Source organism: Paenibacillus sp. Y568, assembly GCF_059445545.1.
In genome coordinates, this window is sequence record NZ_JCAIUM010000019.1 from 1 (window position 1) to 22,333 (window position 22,333).

General features: G+C 41.0%; 18 protein-coding genes. 12 read left to right on the forward strand and 6 right to left on the reverse strand.

Going from position 1 to position 22,333, the window contains the following annotated elements:
• Positions 1–175: 175 nt before the first annotated feature.
• The 8 genes from AC1D7X_RS21335 to AC1D7X_RS21370 all read left to right on the forward strand — a co-directional run bounded on the left by AC1D7X_RS21335 (position 176) and on the right by AC1D7X_RS21370 (position 7,449).
• Complete coding sequence (locus AC1D7X_RS21335; protein ID WP_495456827.1) at positions 176–1,348, forward strand: glycoside hydrolase family 130 protein; 1,173 nt, start codon at positions 176–178, stop codon at positions 1,346–1,348.
• Positions 1,349–1,555: 207 nt separating this feature from the next.
• Entirely contained in the window at positions 1,556–2,398 is an 843-nt protein-coding gene (locus AC1D7X_RS21340) for a GNAT family N-acetyltransferase (protein WP_495456828.1), read from the forward strand.
• The gene (locus AC1D7X_RS21345; RefSeq protein WP_495456829.1) at positions 2,395–2,832 is read left to right on the forward strand and encodes a GNAT family N-acetyltransferase; all 438 of its coding nucleotides are present in this window, start codon (positions 2,395–2,397) and stop codon (positions 2,830–2,832) included. Before AC1D7X_RS21340 ends, AC1D7X_RS21345 begins: the two co-directional genes overlap by 4 nt.
• Positions 2,833–3,328: 496 nt before the next feature.
• Entirely contained in the window at positions 3,329–3,889 is a 561-nt protein-coding gene (locus AC1D7X_RS21350) for a pyridoxamine 5'-phosphate oxidase family protein (RefSeq protein ID WP_495456830.1), read from the forward strand.
• A gap of 66 nt (positions 3,890–3,955) precedes the next feature.
• Positions 3,956–4,216, forward strand: a complete 261-nt coding sequence (locus AC1D7X_RS21355; RefSeq protein WP_495456831.1) for a DUF3953 domain-containing protein — start codon at positions 3,956–3,958, stop codon at positions 4,214–4,216.
• Positions 4,217–4,338: 122 nt separating this feature from the next.
• Positions 4,339–5,277: an acetamidase/formamidase family protein gene (locus AC1D7X_RS21360; protein WP_495456832.1), complete on the forward strand. Its 939-nt coding sequence runs from the start codon at positions 4,339–4,341 to the stop codon at positions 5,275–5,277.
• 643 nt (positions 5,278–5,920) lie between these two features.
• Positions 5,921–6,754: a YitT family protein gene (locus tag AC1D7X_RS21365; protein ID WP_495456833.1), complete on the forward strand. Its 834-nt coding sequence runs from the start codon at positions 5,921–5,923 to the stop codon at positions 6,752–6,754.
• Between the two features lie 344 nt (positions 6,755–7,098).
• Positions 7,099–7,449 (forward strand): YmaF family protein, encoded by a 351-nt coding sequence (locus AC1D7X_RS21370; protein ID WP_495456834.1) that lies wholly within the window; start codon positions 7,099–7,101, stop codon positions 7,447–7,449.
• 152 nt (positions 7,450–7,601) lie between these two features.
• On the opposite strand, the gene AC1D7X_RS21375 is transcribed toward AC1D7X_RS21370, so the two are convergent.
• Complete coding sequence (locus AC1D7X_RS21375; protein WP_495456835.1) at positions 7,602–8,660, reverse strand: LacI family DNA-binding transcriptional regulator; 1,059 nt, start codon at positions 8,658–8,660, stop codon at positions 7,602–7,604.
• Positions 8,661–8,880: 220 nt separating this feature from the next.
• On the opposite strand from AC1D7X_RS21375, the gene AC1D7X_RS21380 reads away from it, so the two are divergent.
• The 3 genes from AC1D7X_RS21380 to AC1D7X_RS21390 are packed head-to-tail and all read left to right on the forward strand — an operon-like array spanning position 8,881 to position 13,023.
• A complete protein-coding gene (locus AC1D7X_RS21380; protein WP_495456836.1) occupies positions 8,881–9,381 on the forward strand; it encodes a hypothetical protein in 501 nt (166 codons plus the stop codon).
• Between the two features lie 11 nt (positions 9,382–9,392).
• Positions 9,393–11,174, forward strand: coding sequence for an ABC transporter ATP-binding protein (locus AC1D7X_RS21385; RefSeq protein ID WP_495456837.1), 1,782 nt, complete (start codon positions 9,393–9,395; stop codon positions 11,172–11,174).
• A 40-nt stretch (positions 11,175–11,214) separates the two neighbouring features.
• Entirely contained in the window at positions 11,215–13,023 is a 1,809-nt protein-coding gene (locus tag AC1D7X_RS21390) for an ABC transporter ATP-binding protein (protein ID WP_495456900.1), read from the forward strand.
• A gap of 203 nt (positions 13,024–13,226) precedes the next feature.
• Here AC1D7X_RS21390 and AC1D7X_RS21395 read toward each other — a convergent pair whose 3' ends face one another.
• Positions 13,227–14,159, reverse strand: a complete 933-nt coding sequence (locus tag AC1D7X_RS21395) for an alpha/beta hydrolase (RefSeq protein WP_495456838.1) — start codon at positions 14,157–14,159, stop codon at positions 13,227–13,229.
• A 223-nt stretch (positions 14,160–14,382) separates the two neighbouring features.
• Between AC1D7X_RS21395 and fumC the strand changes: the two genes are divergently transcribed.
• Positions 14,383–15,774 (forward strand): class II fumarate hydratase, encoded by a 1,392-nt coding sequence (gene fumC, locus AC1D7X_RS21400; RefSeq protein ID WP_495456839.1) that lies wholly within the window; start codon positions 14,383–14,385, stop codon positions 15,772–15,774.
• Positions 15,775–15,881: 107 nt separating this feature from the next.
• Here the strand turns inward: fumC and cydC are convergent, their stop codons facing one another.
• Genes cydC through AC1D7X_RS21420 form a run of 4 tightly spaced genes read right to left on the reverse strand, consistent with a single transcriptional unit; the run spans position 15,882 to position 21,805 of the window.
• A complete protein-coding gene (gene cydC, locus AC1D7X_RS21405; RefSeq protein WP_495456840.1) occupies positions 15,882–17,675 on the reverse strand; it encodes a thiol reductant ABC exporter subunit CydC in 1,794 nt (597 codons plus the stop codon).
• Complete coding sequence (cydD, locus tag AC1D7X_RS21410; protein WP_495456841.1) at positions 17,672–19,402, reverse strand: thiol reductant ABC exporter subunit CydD; 1,731 nt, start codon at positions 19,400–19,402, stop codon at positions 17,672–17,674. The genes cydC and cydD overlap by 4 nt, the downstream gene beginning before the upstream one ends.
• The gene (gene cydB / locus AC1D7X_RS21415) at positions 19,402–20,418 is read right to left on the reverse strand and encodes a cytochrome d ubiquinol oxidase subunit II (RefSeq protein ID WP_495456901.1); all 1,017 of its coding nucleotides are present in this window, start codon (positions 20,416–20,418) and stop codon (positions 19,402–19,404) included. The genes cydD and cydB overlap by 1 nt, the downstream gene beginning before the upstream one ends.
• Entirely contained in the window at positions 20,405–21,805 is a 1,401-nt protein-coding gene (locus AC1D7X_RS21420) for a cytochrome ubiquinol oxidase subunit I (RefSeq protein ID WP_495456842.1), read from the reverse strand. The genes cydB and AC1D7X_RS21420 overlap by 14 nt, the downstream gene beginning before the upstream one ends.
• Between the last annotated feature and the right edge of the window lie 528 nt (positions 21,806–22,333).

Below are 22,333 nucleotides of genomic sequence, written 5' to 3' on the forward strand. Positions count from 1 at the left end.
TCTGGTTCAAACGAAGACAAAAAAGAATAAAACGTCTGTTTTTTGTCAACTACAAGAATGGATCTCTAGTTTGCCCAGCTATATCAAGGGTTTGTTTAAAGATTTAAGCTGCGAAAGTTGAGTCAATAACTAAAGTAATGCTTCCGATGTAATAAAAATTTTAGGAGGAATACGCATGAATTCATTATTTAATACTCGTAAACAACAGCTAACAGAGCGTTATGAGGCGCTAGTCAATCGTAAGAATGAGAAGGTTCCTTATGGGAATGGGATATATGATCGGTATCAACATCCTGTCCTAACGGCAGAACAGACACCACTGATCTGGAAATATGATTTCAACCCCGAGACTAACCCTTACTTCATGGAACGTTTAGGTATTAACTGTGTGTTTAACGCAGGAGCTATCCATCTCAACAATAAGTTCTATCTTGTTGCACGTGTGGAAGGATTAGATCGTAAGTCATTCTTTGCTATTGCTGAAAGTGACAACGGTGTAGATGGCTTCCGCTTCTGGGATCACCCTGTTGTGCTACCTGAGACAGAAGATCCGGACATCAATGTCTATGATATGCGTCTCGTACAACATGAAGATGGTTGGATCTACGGTCTCTTCTGCACAGAACGTAAGGATCCAGTTGCACCAAGAGGAGACCTCTCTAGTGCTACTGCTCAGTGTGGAATTGTACGTACCAAGGATCTCATTTCTTGGGAGCGCCTAGCTGATCTTAAGACAGCTTCGGCTCAACAACGAAACGTCGTATTACATCCTGAGTTTGTTGAAGGTAAATATGCCTTCTACACTCGTCCGCAAGATGGATTTATTGACACAGGTTCAGGCGGTGGAATTGGCTTCGGATTATCCAGTACGATTGAGAATGCAGTCGTTGACCAAGAAATTATTATCGACGAAAGACATTATCATACGATTAAGGAAGTTAAGAATGGTCAAGGACCCGCTCCAATTAAGACAGATAAGGGCTGGTTGCATATTGCACACGGTGTAAGAAATACTGCAGCAGGCTTACGTTATGTACTCTATGTTTTCTTATCTGAATTAGATAACCCACAAGTCGTTACACACCGTCCAGGCGGACATTTCATTGCCCCTGAAGGCATCGAACGGATCGGTGACGTATCGAACGTAGTCTTCTCCAATGGTGTCATCGCTCTAGACAATGGGGAAGTATATATCTACTATGCGTCATCAGACACAAGACTCCATGTTGCTACAACAACTGTTGATCAATTGTTGGATTACGCTATGAATACGCCAGAAGATCCACTGCGCTCCTATGCTTGTGTTCAACAACGGATCGACTTAGTGAATCGGAATCTGAACTTATAATTTCTTCTTAATAAATATTATGAACTCTCAATGAAGAGGTGATTGCATATCCTGTATGACAGGATATGCAATCACCTTTTTGTTTTCCTAGGACTAGTAAGCGGAATGACATTAATCACAGTTTTATTTGAACCAAAGACCAATACTTATATAAATCATCTAACAACGATTAGGCGAACTATATAACTATTTGGGGAGAAGATATAGATGGAAGAACTATTTAAGAAGACTACGGATTTCAAGTACAGTTCACTGAAATATTTGAATCTTGAAGAGTTTCAAACCATTTTACCTGAAGATATTATTATTGATAAACCAGGGGTTTTTGCCCTATGTAGATTCATTGATCATCGTCACAATATCTTCTGGGCCGCTGATTCTGAACAGGCATTTATGAATACGTTATTAGACTTAATAACTAGGCTTAATCAATTGCATACGGATGGATTAGAGACAATATATATCGAGTTTATACATCCGGATTTCATTCCTGCAATGGAGGCTGTTGGATTTACTGTTGTTAGTGAGTTTATTGACTTTTGGAATAAGGATATATCAACATGTGTTACTAGCGCGAGCGTGGTGGGATCATCAATATCCATTAGGAAGATTGAGCCTCATGAATACAAACAGGCTAGTCTGATAACACAAGCATGCAAGGATGTTTCAAGGGGTTTTTACGGTGAAGAGTTGGAATTCATACAAGAATGGAATGAAGCGGACCATTCCTGCGTTCTTGTAGCAGAGCTACATAAGGAAGTTGTTGGCGTATGTTTATTAAATATTTACGGATTCGAAAGTGAGAATGGCCCAATCCTATGGCTAAGGCAATTAGCTGTAGATCCCAATTATCACAATAAGGGTATCGGTACCCTTTTATTTACGGAGGGCCTACGCTGGGGTGTAACTAACGGTGCGAAGCGAAGTTTCCTAGCAGTAGATAAAGAAAATAAGAACGCAATAAAAATTTACATTAAATCAGGCTACACGTATAACGATACCTTGGGACAGATCAATATGGCTTTCGTCCAGAAAGTAGGATTGCATTGATCACTATAAAACCCATTAGTTACGATGATCTTTCACAATTATGCCATCTATATGATGGTCTTGCGGATAGGAAGACAAATCCCACAAAGCTAATGGAAGTTTATCAGGCTATTAAGGATAATGATCATTATGTTATCCTCGGTGCATTTCATGATCATGTATTAGTGGGCTCACTTATGGGGATCATTTGTCACGATCTTGCAGGCGAATGTAAACCTTTTATGGTCATCGAGAATGTCATTGTCTCCCATCGTGTCAGAAGACAGGGAATTGGAAAAGATCTTATGCTTACCATTGAAAAGATCGCTAAAGATTGCGGGTGTTACTACATCATTTTTGTCTCAGGAGAGCAACGCAAGGAAGCACATCTATTCTATGAGAAGCTAGGATTTAAGGATGAGAATGTTCAAGGATATCGCAAACATTTTTATTGAGAATACCTTACATGATGTATTACCTATATAATGCACTCACTCTCCCCTTTTTGTCGCATGCCCAGCATTACTGAGCATGCGACTTTTATTTTACTACATCGTCCAATTGATCGCTTTCATAACTTCTCGCCAACATTCTAGTGATAAACAAAAATGAAATATAATACCAACTAAGTCGAATGATCGTTTATAATGTGATTACCATTGCAAAATCAAATATAACGATACTTATCGGAAAGAAGGTTATTTAACATGGATTTCAACCCTTCGTATGCTATCTTTTCCATTCTCCCCATCCTCATGTCCTTCATCTATTTATTACTTACTGGTCTCGGCATTTATTGTTTAATTTTGTTTATTAAGCTTGCTCGTCGAGGAATCAAAGCACTCGATATTTACATTAATGAGAAAAAGAATGGACCATTATAAATGAACTCACCTTATCTATTAGTTGAAATTCAGTGAGAATATACAGATAACAACGGAGGAGATCTCAATGGCTACTAATTATGAAAGCTTATTACCACAGCATGAAACGTTTATTAAAGAGCAGCATATGTTCTTCGTTGGAACAGCTGCGTCGGATGGCCATGTGAATATATCACCTAAGGGACATGATGTATTTAGAATATTATCCCCCAACAAAGTGGCTTATCTGGATCTGACTGGAAGTGGTAATGAGACGAGCGCCCACATCTCTGAAAATAATCGAATGACCTATATGTTTGTTTCTTTTCAAGGTAAACCCTTAATCCTACGACTTTATGGCAATGGAAGAGTTATATTACCAAGTTCAGATGAATGGAATGAATATGCGGGGCTTTTTACAACTTATGTTGGATATAGGCAAATCATCATCTCTGATATTGACCTTGTGAAGACTTCGTGCGGATATAGCGTTCCATTATACAACTATGAAGGTGATCGAGACGTACTCCTGAATTGGGCCACTAATAAAGGTGAGGACAAATTAGTCGAGTACAGACAAGAGAAGAATTCAACCAGTATGGACGGAATACTTACACCGATTGGCAAAGAATTTATTAATAAAGAATAATGGCCTAACTCGTAATCATATTCTAAAACTGAATTAACTATGGCGTCATAGGAAGGAAGACTTTATATGTCGAGGAAGTTAAATGTTTTTCGAATTATTTCGTTCTTATTCGCGATCATTACCATCATCTTCGCAAGTTATAATCTATTAAATCCAGATAGCACTAAATTAACACCACGCTCTACTCAACTTTTTCTAGGGTGTATGGTGTTCTTCTCGAGTCTGTCGAGCTTCAAAGAGAAACAAAAGCTACAGGGGATCATCAGCCTATTAGTCTCCTTATTTGTATTCACCGTTTTGACTTGGACACTTATACAGCACAACTAGGAAGAGCATCTTCATTAACTGAACTTTTCTACGAAAATAGCAACCATCCCGGATCACTTCTCGTAATAACGAATACACACTATATTCAGTGTGAATCCATTAAATATTCGGAGGGGATTTCCATGACCATTCATCAAATCAGCCTTTCACAAGAAACGCTTATTGGTTCTTTCAGTACAGAGGTTAAACCCATACTAACAATAGATTCAGGTGACACCATACGTTTCCAGACCCTAGATGCTGGCTGGGCGTTGGGACCGACCAATGCTGGTCGTGTGAAGCCCTTCCCAAGAAGGGACAATCCTCTAGATCAAGGTCATGCTTTGATCGGACCTATTGCTATACAGAATGCCAAACAAGGAATGACACTAGAAATACATATTAATGATATTATCCCAGGAACTTATGGCTGGACAGCAGCTGGTAAATATCCCAATTGGCAGAACCTGATGCTTCACTTAACTGATGAAAAAGAAATCATACTCGATTGGACACTTGATCCAATCACCATGGATGGATCTTGTGAGATCAACGGAAGTACATATACCGTTTCTTTACGCCCCTTTATGGGCGTCATGGGCATGCCTCCTGAAGTAGGCGGCGTACACTCGACTTGGCCTCCTCGTTTCTGTGGGGGAAACATTGACTGCAAGGAACTCGTGAAAGGCAGCATATTATACTTACCCATTCCCGTAGATGGTGGATATTTCACAGTCGGCGATGGACATGCAACACAGGGTGATGGCGAGGTTAGCTGTCAGGCCATCGAATGTCCTATGGACTTAGTGGATTTAACGTTACATTTAAGAGAGGATATGACGTTATCTACGCCTAGAGCCAACACCCCTTCTGGATGGCTTACTTTCGGGTTTGACGAGGATCTAAATGTAGCTACGATTCAAGCCTTAGATGCAATGTTAACTTTGATGGGCGAACTATATGGATTAGATCGTGTCGAATCCATTGCATTAGGTAGCACCGTCATAGACTTAAGAATCACACAAATCGTCAACGGCGTGAAAGGTGTCCATGCCTGTCTGCCTCACGGGGCGATTAGATAAGCGAGTAGAAAACGATAACGCATCATTTTATTAAATGACTTAAACCAGAAAGGAGATTACCTAATTGACCATTGTTTGGGGAATATTTTTATATCACTCATTCCTATCGCCTTAGTAATATTATTCTTTTTTAGCCTATATAAATTTGCTCGACGAATGATGATACACACTCAGACAACCGAGGAAATCTTAAGGACGTTAGTACGGATAGAGAATAAGTTAGATTCGGACACTATAAGGATGAATCAGGATTGAACTATCTCGAGTGTTTTTTTGGGGACAATTATGTGATAACTGGAATTTTTCCTGTTATACGTGCGATATCCGAAAATTGTTGATGGAGCTTCGTTTATTTATAGAATTATGTATTTATTAGCCATAACGTGTCTTGCCTTAGATGGATATGACTTCATAGAAATTGCTGATCTTCCTAGAGAGACAATTACGACTTTAAAAACCTCTCATATACATGTCTATTTGTTAAATATGTGTGAAAATTTGTCTTATTTTGTATCCAACTGAGGATAGTATTTACTATTTACTATTTATTACTTTCAAAGATGTGCTAAAATTAAGCGCGTCTTTTATTTTGCCTATTTTTATTTATATATATTATACCAACTCATTATGAGGAGTCTTGAAATTGAAGAAAGCTTGGCACGTATTTGTAATTATTTTTGGTTCATTACTTATTTCTATGGGGTACAATTTGTTTCTAGTAGCCCACGGATTGTTGTCTGGAGGGGTAACTAGTCTTGCATTGATCCTGAATTACTTAACCAGTGTAAATATGCTTATATTTTACTTAGGTATCAATATTCCACTATTAATTGTAGGTTGGTTCATGCTAGGACGAAGATTTATTAGCTATAGTATTTTATCCGTCGTAGCTACCACTCTATTCCTACACTATATACCTGTGGTAACATCAGCAACCGACCCTTTACTAGCCGCTATATATGCAGGGGTGCTGACTGGAGCTGGTAGTGGCATCTGTCTGAAGGTCGGTGGCTCCTCTGGGGGATTTGATATTTTAGCAGCAATCATAAGTCGGTTTAAGGACGTGTCCATCGGTAATATACTAACGATATTAAATGCATTAATTGTATTTCTATTAGGGTATACTTCTAACGACTGGAATATCGCCTTAGCATCTGCATTAAGTTTATTTATTTCCGGTAGGGTCCTGAACTTCATACACACGGAGCACGAGAAGGTTACGGTATACATCATTACTAGCAAACCTACAGAGATCATTGCTGAGTTATTTAAAGTGCATAGAAGAGGGATTACCAAGCTATCCTATGAGGGTGCCTATTCTTCTGCTCAGGGTGTAATGTTAATGACTGTAGTAACTCGCTATGAACTTATTGAGGTTAAGGATGCTATTAAAAAAATAGATGATCATTCCTTTGTTAATGTCACTCAAACACTCGAAATTATGGGTAACTTTCATAAAAGATCACACGTAAGTTAAGTAATCTAGTATCTAACAAGCACCGGGGCATACTATGACCTCGGTGCTTTTTTCATTCGATTATCTACTTTAGAGCATGAACCTCCTTCTCACTAAACACCTCCTGCATAAGGTCGGAGAATCCATTCATATCAATATGATGTTCCTCAAATTCAGGGCAAGCGTTTCTGAAACCTTGAACTTTAACGACTTCCTTCACTTCACCCGATCTAAGCTACTCAATGCCTGCAAGGCGTGCACACTAAAAATGATCATTCATTAACATACCAGGATAATCGCCTAGCACATTTTTCTCAATAGCGAAATAAGATACCTTTGTTAACACTCAGAGGAGGCATATACCTATGAATAAAAAGCTTACAAGAAAAAGTAAAATAACAAGACCACAAACGCATGTGCATGAATTTGAAGGTAGCACTAAATTAGCAGAGGAAGGGGCGGATCGACACAATCATCGCTTCGCTGGTGTTACCGGTCAAGCGATCCGGGTAGGGAACAGTCATATTCATGAAATTGATCTCACACATACCGACTTCTTGAATCATTTTCATAATCTCAAAAAAATTAGAACCGGACGTGCAATTCCAGTTGGAAATGGAAAACACGTTCACTTCGTAACAGGATCAACTACACTTAATGACGGTCATGTACATCAATTCAATTTCGCTACATTAATTCAGCAACCTCTAGTTTAGACTTTAAAATAACCATACAAATAGAAACGGCAATGCCGTCCTTTCTCAAAGACGGCACTCGTTTCAGCGGAAATATAAAACAGCTCTGCCACATTCATGAGTGTCAGAGCCATTCTCTTTGTTCACATACATATATATTCTAACTACTTAACTTATTTCATCTTAATCCCAGCCGTTGAATCACGAAATACAACATCCCCTGATAGCATAATCTTCTCCAATGGTGTATCTTCTTTGATTAATCGCTCAAGTAACTTCTCTACCGCACGACGTCCCATGGCTTCTTTAGGTACATGAACAGTAGTCAGCGCAGGTAGTTCTCCGATATTACCCTCTAAATTATCAAACCCTGTAACGGATACGTCATTTGGAACATCCAACCCCACTTCAATCAAAGCTCTCATCGCAGTCTGGGCTATCAAATCATTCGCACACACAAGGACTGTTGGTATAGTAGCCTTCTTCTTCATCTGGAGCAACCAACTTCTTATTTCCCCTGTGAAATCTTCCGTCTCTAATTCATGGAGATTGTACATGGCATGTCCATCATTATGTACTTCAAGTCCATGCTCTTCCATAGCGGAGCGGAAACCGATAAATCTATCCCTGAAACTTCTAGAGAATCGCAAGTTACCTACAAATTGAAGTTGTCGATGCCCAGTACCAATTAAGTGATTCGTTAACCGAGCCATAATATCTACATTGTTTACAAAAATCGAATCTGAAGGAATTAACGGATCCTCATGATCTACTAGAACGATTGGAAGCCCGATACGATGAATCTCTAGTAATAGAGGAGTAGAAATCTGCCCCACGCCGATCAGACCCAGGATTCCGTCTGGATTCAATATATTAATAAAGCTATCGACACTCTGCTCCGATATGATGATCATTCCGAGTCCCTCTTCTTCCAACTGCAATGAGATCCCTTCCATAATCTTGCCCCAATAGAGTGATTCTCGATTCTGTGAACGAATATTCGGCATAAGCACGATGACAGATTGGTTGCTGTTAGAGTGTGTTGCCTTCCGATCAGGTTTCTTTACATAAGCATTTTTTTGAGAGAAATAACCTAATTGGGATGCAGCCTCTATAACTCGTTCTTTCGTCGATTCATTCACTCCACCCTTACCAGATAACGCTTTAGAGACAACAAATTTTGACACACCCAAATGTTCAGCAATTTGCTGCATTGTAATTTTTTTAGCCATAAAATGATTCCACCTCTTAGGAATTACTTATTAAATAAAAAATAATATTATGTTTTTGTTATTGTATAAGCATAACAAGTATAACAAATATACCTCATGGATTATATAAATTTGTTCATCCAATTCATGTATTGACAATAGTCTTTCACACGTATACATTTGTATACATAGATCAACGTATACAAATGTATACATCAATATAAGAATAGGAGTGTTGAATTTGCGACGTCGTATAACATCTCTCGAAGGATCCTCACAAGGTGAACATTCTCCATCCTCACGAACCAACAATAAACGTAGAGAAATCAGCAGTCTCGATCGTGCAGCTACAGATAGAATTCCCAACTCGGGTGACCGTGGACGATCACAAGGCCGTCACAAGATGGAGCATGATCATCATCAAGGTTCCAAGGCTCACGGAGATCGAAACCGCCCTTCCACACTGGACGATAAAGAAGACTTATCAACTCCACGCCATGGACATTGGGATGACAAGAACATCCAAAGCGCGAAGACCTTTCGACGCGGACGCATCCTTATTTTTCTGAAACAACTACAAGTGAAGCGTTCAACCTTAATACAACAACTACAACAACCTGAATTCAAATCCATTGAGCAAGTCATCAGTGGTGAGTTAAAAGCCGTGGATGAAATCATTCAACAGTTCACACATTTATTTGAGCTACGCGAGATTGAATCCGATGATCCTACGAATCTGTGAGGTAGACCTTTATGTGGAAATTAAAATCGTATTTAAAGCCTTACTGGGTGTCCAGTTTATTAGCTCCTCTATGTATGGTCCTTGAGGTATGGATGGATCTATTACAGCCTGTCATGATGGCAAGCATTATTAATGATGGGATTATGACGGGTGACCTAACACATATCCAAAAGACAGGACTCACGATGCTTGGAGTAGCACTTATAGGTGCAATCGGCGGGATAGGATGTTCCGTGTTCTCAAGTATTGCGTCTCAGAACTTTGGCAGAGATCTACGGAACAATGTATTCGAGAAAGTTCAAGCCTTCTCCTTCCGCAATCTAGATCAGATCAAGCCAGGTTCACTTATTACTCGATTAACGAATGACGTCATGCAGATGCAGAATTTTGTACAACAGATCATGCGTGGTTTTATTCGCTCGCCGCTCCTATTGGTCGGAAGCTTTATTATGGCCGTAACCATTAGTCCCAAATTAACCCTTATTCTAGCTGTATCTGTCCCACTGCTATTTATCATGCTTGTCGTCCTGATCCGTAAATCATTCCCTCTATTCTCCAAAGTTCAGTCCAAGCTTGATACCGTTAATAGCGTACTTCAGGAGAATCTATCTGGAATTAGGGTCGTAAAGGCATTCGTTAGAGCAAATCATGAACGTAAGCGGTTCGGTAAAGCCAATGAAGACTATACGCATATTGCCATCAAAGCAGCAAGATTAATGGCTGTGAACATGCCCATCATGACACTTATTCTAAACGTCAGTGTAGTTGCGGTATTGTGGTATGGTGGAGGACTTACTCGGAATGGTTCTCTAGCAACAGGAGATTTAATTGCGTTCATTAACTATGTAACCCAATTACTTTTTGCCATGCTGATGTTTAGTAATCTACTTCCTTTTGTCTCCCGTGCCAAAGTGTCTGCTGAGCGTATTAATGAGGTGTTGGATACTGTGACAGACATGGCAGAAGTTACAGGAAAAGTAATCAACCCTACAGATTCTACATATACAATATCGAAAAAAGCATCCATTCAATCTGGACAGATTGAGTTTAGAAATGTGTCTTTCGCCTATGATACAGCTCAGGAAGAGCTAGTTCTTCAGAACATATCCTTCCGTGCAGAAGCAGGTCAGACACTAGCCATTCTTGGCGCAACTGGATCCGGTAAGTCGACATTAGTCAGTCTCATCCCTCGCTTATACGATGTGACTAGTGGTAGCATTCTGATTGATGGGACAGATGTAAAGGATATCCCTTTCAATGACCTAAGAGCTCAGATTGGTATGGCTTTACAGCAATCGATTCTATTCACAGGTACAATTCGAGACAATATTCGATTTGGTAAAGCAGATTCTGAACAAGATGAGATTGAAGCTGCGGCCAGAGCTGCAGAAGCACACGACTTTATTCTAAATATGCCTGATGGATATAATACCATTCTCGGTCAAAAGGGTGTAAACCTATCCGGTGGACAGAAGCAACGTATCTCTATAGCGAGAGCGTTACTCGTTCGCCCTACTATTTTAATCCTGGACGATAGTACAAGCGCCGTAGACTTAGGAACGGAATCCCGAATACAGAAAGCACTCAGAGAACTTATGAGCCATACGACTACCATTATCATTGCTCAGCGAATCTCCTCCGTCATCGATGCAGACCTCATTATAGTCCTTGATGATAATGGAACCATTGCTGCTGAAGGAACCCATGAAGATCTTATTCAGAATAGTTCCATTTACCAAGATATTTACCGATCTCAACGGAAGGAGGAACAAGAGCATGTCAGAACCAACTAATCGAAGCTCTAATCAATCCTTCAAACCAATGGGGGCTGGTATGGGAATGGGTATGGGAGGCAGAGGTCCTGGAGGCCCCGGGGGACCAGGTGGTATGCCAAAAGTACGTCCTAAGAATACTCTCGCTACAATCAAAAAACTTTGGAGCTACCTACGACGCCAACGGATGGGACTTATCATCGTCTACATTTCCACATTTCTAAGTTCGGTGATTTCCCTCATTGGTCCTTACTTGATCGGTAAAGCCATTGATAAGTACATCATGCCTAGAGACTACAATGGCCTGTTATGGCTATGTTTAATGATGTTAGGTATTTATATTTTGGGCAGTGTTGTTTCGTGGGTACAATCTTATGTAATGAGTGGGGTATCCCAGCGAACGGTGCTTGAACTTCGACATGATCTTTTTGAAAAGTATCAATCCCTTCCTCTAAAATTCTTTGATACTCATAATACAGGGGAACTCATGAGTCGAACGACCAATGATATTGAGAATGTATCTAATTCACTTAATCAGAGTGTGATTCAATTATTAACAAGTCTTATCACCCTCTCGGGTTCACTCGTCATCATGTTAAGCTTAAATTTGCCTTTAACGCTAGTCAGCTTAATTACGATACCCCTTGTCCTATTCGCGACTCGTAAGATATCTACACTGACAAGAAGATACTTTAAAGGTCAGCAGCAACATCTTGGAGAACTGAATGGATTTATTGAAGAAACTATCCAAGGACAAAAGGTTGTTAAGCTCTATCGACGTGAGGCTACTGAAATCAAGCGATTCAAAGAAATCAATCAACAATTAAACACCATAGGTACAAAAGCGCAAATCGTATCCGGTTTCGTTGGCCCTGTTATGAATGCTGTAAATAACTTAAACTTTGCGTTAATCGCGGCCGTTGGGGGCTGGATGGTATTTAAAGACTTAACTTCAGTAGGTATCATCGTCAGTTTCCTGAACTATTCCAAGCAGTTCGGACGTCCAATCACAGAGCTTGCGAATCAATATAATATGATCCAATCCGCTGTAGCTGGTGCGGAGCGCGTATTTGAAATTATGGAACTAGAGTCGGAGTATACAGAGGATCAAGGTGTGCCTCTCTCCCATAACATGCGTGGTGAAGTTCAATTTGAGCAGGTATCCTTCAGTTACCGACCAGATGCACCCATCCTCCAGCAGGTCTCCTTTGTAGCTAATCCTGGTGAGAAAATCGCACTTGTCGGGCCAACGGGAGCTGGGAAAACAACGATCGTCAATTTGTTGACCCGTTTCTATGATATTAATGAAGGTCGTATCACCATTGATGGTACAGACATTCGGCAATTAGATAAGAACAACCTTCGCACGGAAGTAGGTATGGTCCTTCAAGATGCCTATGTATTCTCTGGTAGCATTCGCGATAACATCCGCTTCGGACGCTTAGATGCTACGGATGAAGAGATTGTAGCAGCAGCGAAACTGGCGAATGCCGATGGATTTATATCAAGGCTTCCACATGGCTACGATATGATCTTACAAGCGGAAGGCAGCAACCTAAGTCACGGTCAACGCCAGCTCCTGACGATTGCCAGAGCGATTCTTGCTAACCCTTCAATCCTCATTCTGGATGAAGCAACAAGTAGCGTAGACACTCGTACAGAGATGCATATCCAGGAAGCCATGAAGAACTTGATGAAGGGGCGAACGAGCTTCGTGATCGCCCATCGATTAAGCACCATTCAAGATGCAGACAAGATATTAGTGATGAACGGTGGCCGAATCATTGAACAAGGTACCCATGAGCAACTTCTTGCGGCCAAAGGATTTTATTATGAACTCTATTCGAGTCAATTCAGGAAGGTAGTTTAAAATCTTAACTATCACAACCATTCCTCTCCACCACTTAGCACATGCTTAATATTTACTTAAAGTACAAAACAGTAATAGCCAATTCTTTTTTCAAAGAATTGGCTATTACTGTTTTTAGCTTTTAAATAACTCAACCTGAAAAGTAGCGCAGGGGACGGAATTGACCTGAAGAAGCGTAGCGGTCAAACCTACTAACCTACTTTTCAGACCACATACCGACTCACAAACGACGTCAACTTATTCCCATACCCCTCTTTATCCGCAAAATAGGCGTTACCATGCTGGGCATTAGGCACTGATAATAGTTCCTTCTCGCTCCCTGCTGCTTCATATAATCGATGTACCATATCGTATGGAACAAACTTGTCCTCATCGCCATGAATGAATAGAATCGGTAGTTTCGACCGACTCACTTGTGTTAACGCAGAAGCCTCTCCAAAGAAATATCCTGCCTTCATTCTGCATATCAGACTCGTTATAGGAATTAACGGGAATGCGGGTAACTTATACATGGATTTCAATTGATACGTCAATATATCTTTTACGGAAGTATATGCACAGTCTGACACGATACACTTCACTTGATCAGGCAATGGTTCACCACTCGCCATAAGCACCGTAGCTCCACCCATGGATATCCCATGAAGAATGATCTGTGAATGAGTGCCCTCACTTTGGATAATATAATCAATCCATCTCAAGTAGTCCTTGCGATCATGCCAACCGAACCCGATGTAATTCCCTTCGCTCTGACCATGTCCCCTGTCATCAGGCATTAACACATGATATCCCAAGTCTTGATACAATTTTGCGAAGTTAGACATGTCTCTACCTTGTCCTGAATATCCATGGGCTAGAATAACAACCTTATTACTATCTATCTGTGCTGGGACAAAATAACCCGTTAACTGCAGTCCATCATCCGATTGAATCTGAACAGTCTTCATTGGTTGCTCATGCAACCAATCCGTTGCAGCTTCCCATGGATGGTTTGTTTTTTTGAGGTTAGGATCATCGTTCATGAAATCCTTTTTACTTCGTAGAATACTTACGTTGTATAAATAAAGGCTCGTTGCTATAAGAACTAATACAATCATAACTATGACAGTGGTCAGAACAATAACTGCAGTCTCCATGGGGTGAATAATCTCCTTTATCTATATCAAGAATGCTCCTATATCCTACAGCAAGCTCTTGCTTGATCATATTGTTTTCATATTAACTTAGATTTCACATTTTTGATATGATGTCCATTCTTGCGTACCTTCATCCGATTAAAAAACCATTTTTCAGTTTATCCCCAAATTATGATATATTTCCTAGTGTAGGATGATTATTATGGAGGAGGACGACGCGCAGATGGAGTACAGAATCGAGAAGGATACAATTGGGGAAATTCAAGTGCCTGCGGACAAGCTATGGGCGGCTCAGACCCAGCGTAGCTTTGAGAACTTTCAGATTGGTACTGAGAAAATGCCTCTGGATCTAATCCGGGTATTTGCTATTCTAAAGAAAAGCGCAGCACTAGCCAATGGCAAACTTGGTAAGATGGACTCAGTCAAAGTGGAGGCTATCGTTGCAGCTGCTGACGAAATTATCGAAGGTAAGCTCGATGAACACTTTCCGCTCGCCGTCTGGCAAACAGGCAGTGGTACGCAGTCCAACATGAACGTTAACGAAGTTATTGCAAACCGTGCGAATCAACTTTTGACTCAGCAAAATAGTTCCGTTCGCATTCATCCAAATGATGATGTGAACAAATCACAAAGTTCGAATGATACATTTCCAACCGCAATGCATATGGCTGCACTCATAGCCATCGAAGATCAGTTACTACCTTCTCTTGCACAACTCAAGGAAACATTCCGTCTCAAAGTGGAACAATTCCAAGACATTATCAAGATTGGAAGAACACATTTGCAAGATGCTACTCCTATGACCTTAGGTCAAGAGGTTAGTGGTTGGTATCGCATGCTTGAGAAAACAGAATCGATGATCCAACATAGTGTCGAGTATGTTCGTGAACTCGCCATTGGGGGTACCGCAGTCGGAACCGGTATTAATGCCCATCCGAAATTTGGAGACATGGTGGCTGAGGAGATCAGTACCCTAACGGGCAAAACCTTCACTTCAGCATTGAACAAATTCCATTCTCTCACGAGCCATGATGAACTCGTCTATGTTCACGGCGCACTGAAAGCGCTTGCCACTGATCTTATGAAGATTGCAAATGATGTGAGATGGTTAGCTAGTGGTCCAAGATGCGGTATTGGTGAATTGATAATTCCAGCAAATGAACCTGGAAGCTCCATCATGCCAGGTAAAGTAAACCCAACGCAAAGTGAAGCGTTAACGATGGTCGTATGCCAAGTCATGGGTAACGATGCTGCTATCGGTTTTGCTGCCAGCCAAGGGAACTTTGAACTAAATGTGTTCAAGCCTGTTATCATCTATAATTTCCTTCAATCAGCAGGACTATTGGCAGATGCTATGCGCTCCTTTAACGATAATTGCGCTGTAGGAATCGAGCCTAATCATGCCGTTATTCAACGTAATCTAGAACAATCCTTGATGCTAGTTACAGCTCTCAATCCTCATATTGGATACGAGAATGCAGCTGCTGTAGCTAAGCTAGCCCATAAAGAAGGTTTGACTCTCAAAGAGGCAGCCTTACGCAGTAATCTTTTAACGGAAGAACAGTTCGATGAGATTGTTCGTCCAGAACACATGATCCATCCGAAAGAAGACTAATCCACGTAAACGGATTCTAAACCTAGATTTAAGAAGAAGACCACCCGGCAGGAATGCTGGATGGTCTTCTTTTTTGTGCCATATTCATATAACATCATTCAGCGCCCTTAGGTGAAAAAAGCCTCCGGTCGATCGAGATGATACAGATTACGGTAACGTGGATAGTTCTTCATGAGCTCCGCATGGGAACCTCTCATTTCAATTTTTCCATTTTCCATAAAAATAATCTCATCCATATGCTCCGCACCAACGAGATGATGGGTCACCCATATGAGCGATTTACCTTCAAGCGTCTCAAAGATCGTCGAGAGCAGTTCATTCTCTGTCCGAGGGTCAAGTCCCACGGTTGGTTCATCCAGAATGACGACGGGTGTATCTTGCAACAGAACACGCGCTAAGGCAATCCGTTGCCGTTCACCACCAGAGAAACGTTGTCCTGTCTCATGCATGGCAGTCTTATATCCTTTAGGAAGCGATTCGATCAGACGATCCATTCTGACTTTTCGAGCGACTTCACTAATCTCATCATCGGAAGCGTCCAATTTCCCTAGCCGTATATTATTCGTAACGGATGTATCGAATAGATGCGGACTTTGGTTCAATACGGAAATGAGATTAGGAATATGTTCTCCAAATTGACTGGCATCTGTACCTTTTATAGTGGCACTACCCTGTTCAGGTGCAACCGCACCTTGGATTAATTTCAACAACGTTGATTTCCCTGCGCCACTTCGTCCCATGATAGCAACTTTCTTCCCTTGGGGAATATCTAACGTAATGTCTTGGAAGGACCATGTACCCTCAGCATCATAGCGATACGAGGCATGATCAATCTTGATATGTGCATCACGTCTAGCCTTATCTACAAGTTCATCACTAACGGTCTCCATCTTAGAGGATTCACCCGTTAGAGAACCATCCTTTTGAACTGTTCCTTTTACCTGTATACCTACATCTTCAATTTCACGTAGTCTAGCAAAAGAACCCTGATAACGCGGTATCTTCTCCACAGCTTCAGAAATAGGTAGGAAGGCATCCATCAGTGGAAAAACAACGAGTACAAACGCAGCAATCATCGTCGAAGCAATCGCCCCATCAGCATACTGCTGACCTGCCCAGTACAACATAATGACTACTGCTACCCCCACAGTCGCTTGACCAATGAGTTGTCTCCATCTCGCCCAAGTACTTAATTTACGATCAATCGCTGTGACTTCTTGTTCATCACTTTCATAGAGCTCAACAAACTGTGCTGGTCTACCACTGATCACCCAATCACTCATACCCAACACAGCATCTGTTAGCGTCTGATACAACCGACCACGTTTCTGTTGAGACTGCTTATTCTTCGTCTTCGTAAGCCACAAAGAGATCCACGGCAATACGAAGATAAGGATAAGAAGATACAAGGCCATGAACAGTGCAAATTGTACATCAAACTGTCCTAATGCCGTTATGGATATGGCATATAACAACAAGGCTACTAAGCTTGGGAAAATCGTACGTAAATACACATCCTGCAGCTTCTCAATATCTTCTGCCAGAATACCAAGGATATCTCCTGTACGGAACCGAGATGAAATAAATAACGCTTGAGGTTCTAGAATACGATACATCTGAACACGCATCTTCGATAGAATCCGCAGAATCGTATCATGCCCGACAAGACGTTCGACGTAATGAACAACAGATCTACTGGTTCCAAACGTTCTTACGATAACAATCTGCACATACACCATCAGGATATTCTCTGGCCGAAGAGCAGACTTAGAGATCAGATAACCTGATGAGAACATAAGACTACTTGCCGTAAATACCGTCAGGGCACCAAGCGCAACAATCACTACGAAGCGCCAAAAGTATGAAGTGATATAAGGCCGCAGCCATTGTTCCCGTCTCATAGCACACCCTCCAGTTGTGATCTAATTAATTCATAATACACACCTTTGCAGGCGAGTAACTCCTCATGGGTACCAATCTCTGCAATCTTCCCTTGATCCATGACAATGATCTGATCCATATCTGGCATCCAGTGTAGTCGGTGTGTCGCTAGAAACACTAACTTCCCTTCAAATAGAGAGCGCATCGTCTCCTTTAACTCATACTCCGTCTCAATATCCAAATGCGCTGTTGGTTCATCTAATAGTATAACGGGGCGATCACTAAGGAATGCTCTTGCAAGAGCCACTCTTTGCGCTTGTCCACCACTGAGTGTACGACCTCCACCACCAATGATCTCGTCATATCCATTAGGTAAACTATTCACAAGATCGGATAATCCAGCACTCTTAACTGCTTGCTCAACTTCTTCCTGGCTTGCGCTCGGCGTGTAGAACTTTACATTGTCAGCAAGACTGCTACTGAAGAGATACGGACTCTGAGGAATATATGTCATCTGATTCTGCCATGCTTCATCTGTTAAAGCAGGCAGCCGTTGCCCATTCAGCGAGATATCACCTGAAGAAGGTCGTAAGAAGCCACTTAGAACATCAATCAAGGTGGATTTACCTGCTCCACTTTCACCAATAATCCCAATCTTACGTTTACCTTGAATATGCACGGTCACATCTTCTAAAGAATGTGGGCCTTCTTCTTCATGACGCACATTTACATGAGATAACGTTAGTTCACTATTCGAATTCCAAGAATATGAGAATCCTTCAGGTAAAGTGACATCCACCTTGGGGATTGGCATGTCTATGATAGCTTGGATCGATTCTCCTGCCTCTTTCCCATTCAAGGTTGCGTGATAATCGGCACCCACCATACGAACAGGTAAGAAGTACTCAGGAGCTAGTATAAGGATCGTCAATGCCGTAACAAGCATCATATCACCATTCACTAGACGAAGCCCCAGACCCACCGCTACAGTTGCTACAGACAACATCGTAAAGAAATCTAGAGCGAATGAAGACAGGAAAGCAACCCGTAAAGTACGCATCGTTGCCTTTCTATACTTATCACTAACTTTTCCAATCGTCTGACTATGCGACTTGCTTCGTCCTAAATACTTCAATGTCTCAAGTCCACGTAAGGAGTCTACGAAGTGATTCGCTAAATTGCGGTAAGATACCATTTGGCTATCTATTTTCTTCCCAGAATACATACCAATTAGGATCATAAAGGCAATGAGAATTGGCATCGTAACTAACAAAATAATCGCGGATTGAACATCCTGTGTACATACATAAATGAAAAGAACAGCAGGTATAATGACAGTTGCCACCATACGCGGAATGATTAATTCTAAATACACCTTGAATTTCGATACACCGTCTAGAACGATTGTTACTAGTTTCCCTGTTCCTTCCGTCTTCGCGAACCGAGGTCCAAGTTGGAACAATTTATCCATCAACTGTTTACGCAATAACGCACCGGTATGCTCAGCATAGCGGTACGTTATTTTTTGTTGAAGGAAATTCGTAAGATGTCTAACCAGGAAAGCGGCTAGAAATTGAAATATATTTTCTTTCTGTTCTTGCAAAGCCCCTCCTGCGAAGAGGGCGGAGACAACTTCCGATAACGATCTAGCCATCCATAGAATGGATACACTTTGCACTAAGGTCAGCAGTGCCACCGCCGCAAGGACGGGTTTAATTCCTTTGAATCCTAAAAGATCGCGGCCCATTAGTATTCCAAATGATCTTTCGCGTTCACGCGTTTATGGAATACGAAGTAACTCCATACTTGGTATCCTAGTACAAAAGGAAGCAACGTAAGTGCGACGATGGACATGACCTTTAATGAATAGTGACCTGATGCAGCATTCGTGATCGTCAAGCTAAAGGCATCACTAACGGAGCTAATCATGACTCTTGGGAACAACCCGATAAAGATTGAAGCGACGGACACAGCAATAACTGCTCCTGTCATCCCGAAAGCCCAAGCATCTTTTTTTCGTGAAATGAAATACGCAGCTAGGAAGTACACAATGACTCCTACAACAGCAACTATGCTTAGAATCGTACCCCGAACTTCGAATACATCTGTGTTAAAGTACGTCATCACAGCAAAACCAACCAACAGAATAGCCAGAGGAATCAGAAGTTTCTTAGCCATTGTACGCGCTCTGTCCTGTAAATCCCCCAATACTCTTAGGGTAGTAAACATCAGACCATGTACTAAGCACAGAACAACTACCGTAATACCTCCAAGTAAGGTGTACACATTCACTACATCAAAGAATCCTGCATTCATATTCATATCTTCACCAATTGGAACCCCTTGGATCAGACAAGCAAATACAACACCGAACAGAAGTGGTGGAAGTAAGCTGCCTAAGAAAATAACGACATCCCACGTTTTCTTCCATACCTGAGACGCTACTTTACCTCTGAATTCAAAAGCAACACCACGTCCAATCAGAGCCAATAGAACAAACACCAGTGGAATATAGAACCCACTAAATAATGTGGCATACCAATGCGGGAAAGCAGCGAACATGGCACCACCAGCTGTAATTAGCCACACTTCATTTGCATCCCAGAAGGGACCAATCGAATTTATTAACACACGGCGCTCTGTATCGTTCTTGGCTAGAATCGATGTAGACATACCTACTCCGAAGTCAAAGCCTTCTAAGAAGAAAAACCCTACAAATAGTACAGCAATCAATAAGAACCACAACTCATTAAGAGACATGATTACCCTCCTTATCAAATGGGTCGTGAGACTCTTCATCATGGGAATCCAAATCATTTGGCCCCTTCTTGATCACACGAACAAATAAGTAAACTAATACAAATGCTAACACAGTATAAGCAAGTGAGAAGGTAATTAACGAGAATAACATGGAACCCGCTGATACGTTAGGCGAGATACTATCTTCTGTCTTCATTAAACCAAAGACGGTCCATGGTTGGCGCCCAATCTCAGTCATAATCCAACCTGCCCAGTTCGCGATAAATGGCAATGAGATCGCCCAGATCATCATACGCATAAACCATTTGTTACTCTGTTCCAATTTCTTACGGGCAACGAGATACACACCATACATACTAAGAAGAATAAGCGCTGATCCAGCTGCTACCATGATGCGGAAACTCCAGAACGTCGTACGTACAGGAGGAATATAATCACCAGGACCATATTTCTGTTCATACTCTGCTTGCAACTGATTCATCCCAACGACTTCACCAGAGAACTGGCTATAAGACAAGAAACTGAGTAGGTACGGAATCTTAAAGGTGAACCCGTTCTCTTTTTTCTCAGGATCTATGCTCGCTATAACAGTCCATGGCGCTGGATCGGGACTTGTATCCCATAGTCCTTCTGAGGCTGCCATCTTCATCGGTTGAGTATCAACTAGATATTGTGCTTGACTATGTCCAACGAGTGCGACACCAATCGAAGATACAAGCCCTATAATGATAGCAATAATGAAGGATTTCTTGAAAAACTGAACGTCTTTGCCCTTCAAGAGTTTAAATGCGCTGACCCCAGTAACCAAGAATGCACCCGTCATAAATGCAGCTAATATGGTATGCGGGAACTCAAGAAGCACCTGTCCATTGGTGATCAAAGCTAAGAAATCATTCATCTCGGCTCGACCATTATTTATCTCAAACCCTACAGGTCTTTGCATAAAAGAATTCGCAACTAGAATCCAGAAAGCAGATAATACTGTACCAAAAGCTACTAACCAGATACACATAGCATGGAGCTTCTTAGATAGACGATCCCATCCGAAAATCCATAATCCAAGGAATGTAGACTCCAAGAAAAATGCAAGTAAAGCTTCAACAGCTAGCGGAGCTCCGAATACGTCCCCTACAAATCTCGAATAATCTGACCAGTTCATACCGAACTGGAATTCTTGTAAAATCCCTGTTACAACACCAACGGCAAAGTTAATGAGGAATAGCTTACCCCAGAATTTAGCCATCTTTTTGTATTCTTCTTTACCCTTGATAACATACATTGTTTCCATAATTGCAATCAGCAATGCTAAACCAATAGATAATGGAACAAAAATAAAGTGAAACAAAGTTGTTGACGCAAATTGGATGCGTGAGAGCATAACCGGATCCATCAATTCAATCCCTCTTCCTTGTTTAAGTTTCCAATTCCTTATTCTTTCAGAACAAGGATAATAAATATCTTATATTTCACATTCTGTCAGAGACTCGGCTAAACAATGTGTGATATTTATCACACTTTTCGCTAAAATCACCCAACATTGTGAAGTTTGTCACACAATATTTAAAATTAGAACGAATTTTTATTGAAAAAAATCCAATTTATTTAAATTTATCTATCACAAAACCAATAACGCTGCTGTGATCTAAAACATAGATTTAAAGTTACATACTAACGAATAATACTAAAGTATTTCAATCAACCGGATATGGACCTATATAAAGACAATGATTCTAGTGTAATCAACGTCGATACCCTCTTATCTACCAGCGTTCATCGTATAGCTGAAGGTGATCTAACTCAGAAGCCTTTAGAGTTCAAAAGTAAAGACAAGTAGGCAAGTTAGCAACAGATATTAATATCATGATGGTTAATCTACAGAATCTCCGAAAGTGCTGATATGCATAAAGGAACAGCCCAT

Bases quoted from the DNA above. Each gene is read 5' to 3' on its own strand.
- AC1D7X_RS21335 (WP_495456827.1), top strand. From the start codon at position 176: ATGAATTCATTATTTAATACTCGTAAACAACAGCTAACAGAGCGTTAT.
- AC1D7X_RS21340 (WP_495456828.1), top strand. From the start codon at position 1,556: ATGGAAGAACTATTTAAGAAGACTACGGATTTCAAGTACAGTTCACTG.
- AC1D7X_RS21350 (WP_495456830.1), top strand. From the start codon at position 3,329: ATGGCTACTAATTATGAAAGCTTATTACCACAGCATGAAACGTTTATT.
- AC1D7X_RS21355 (WP_495456831.1), top strand. From the start codon at position 3,956: ATGTCGAGGAAGTTAAATGTTTTTCGAATTATTTCGTTCTTATTCGCG.
- AC1D7X_RS21360 (WP_495456832.1), top strand. From the start codon at position 4,339: ATGACCATTCATCAAATCAGCCTTTCACAAGAAACGCTTATTGGTTCT.
- AC1D7X_RS21370 (WP_495456834.1), top strand. From the start codon at position 7,099: ATGAATAAAAAGCTTACAAGAAAAAGTAAAATAACAAGACCACAAACG.
- AC1D7X_RS21375 (WP_495456835.1), bottom strand. From the start codon at position 8,660: ATGGCTAAAAAAATTACAATGCAGCAAATTGCTGAACATTTGGGTGTG.
- AC1D7X_RS21385 (WP_495456837.1), top strand. From the start codon at position 9,393: ATGTGGAAATTAAAATCGTATTTAAAGCCTTACTGGGTGTCCAGTTTA.
- AC1D7X_RS21390 (WP_495456900.1), top strand. From the start codon at position 11,215: ATGGGAATGGGTATGGGAGGCAGAGGTCCTGGAGGCCCCGGGGGACCA.
- AC1D7X_RS21395 (WP_495456838.1), bottom strand. From the start codon at position 14,159: ATGGAGACTGCAGTTATTGTTCTGACCACTGTCATAGTTATGATTGTA.
- fumC (WP_495456839.1), top strand. From the start codon at position 14,383: ATGGAGTACAGAATCGAGAAGGATACAATTGGGGAAATTCAAGTGCCT.
- cydC (WP_495456840.1), bottom strand. From the start codon at position 17,675: ATGAGACGGGAACAATGGCTGCGGCCTTATATCACTTCATACTTTTGG.
- cydD (WP_495456841.1), bottom strand. From the start codon at position 19,402: ATGGGCCGCGATCTTTTAGGATTCAAAGGAATTAAACCCGTCCTTGCG.
- AC1D7X_RS21420 (WP_495456842.1), bottom strand. From the start codon at position 21,805: ATGGATCCGGTTATGCTCTCACGCATCCAATTTGCGTCAACAACTTTG.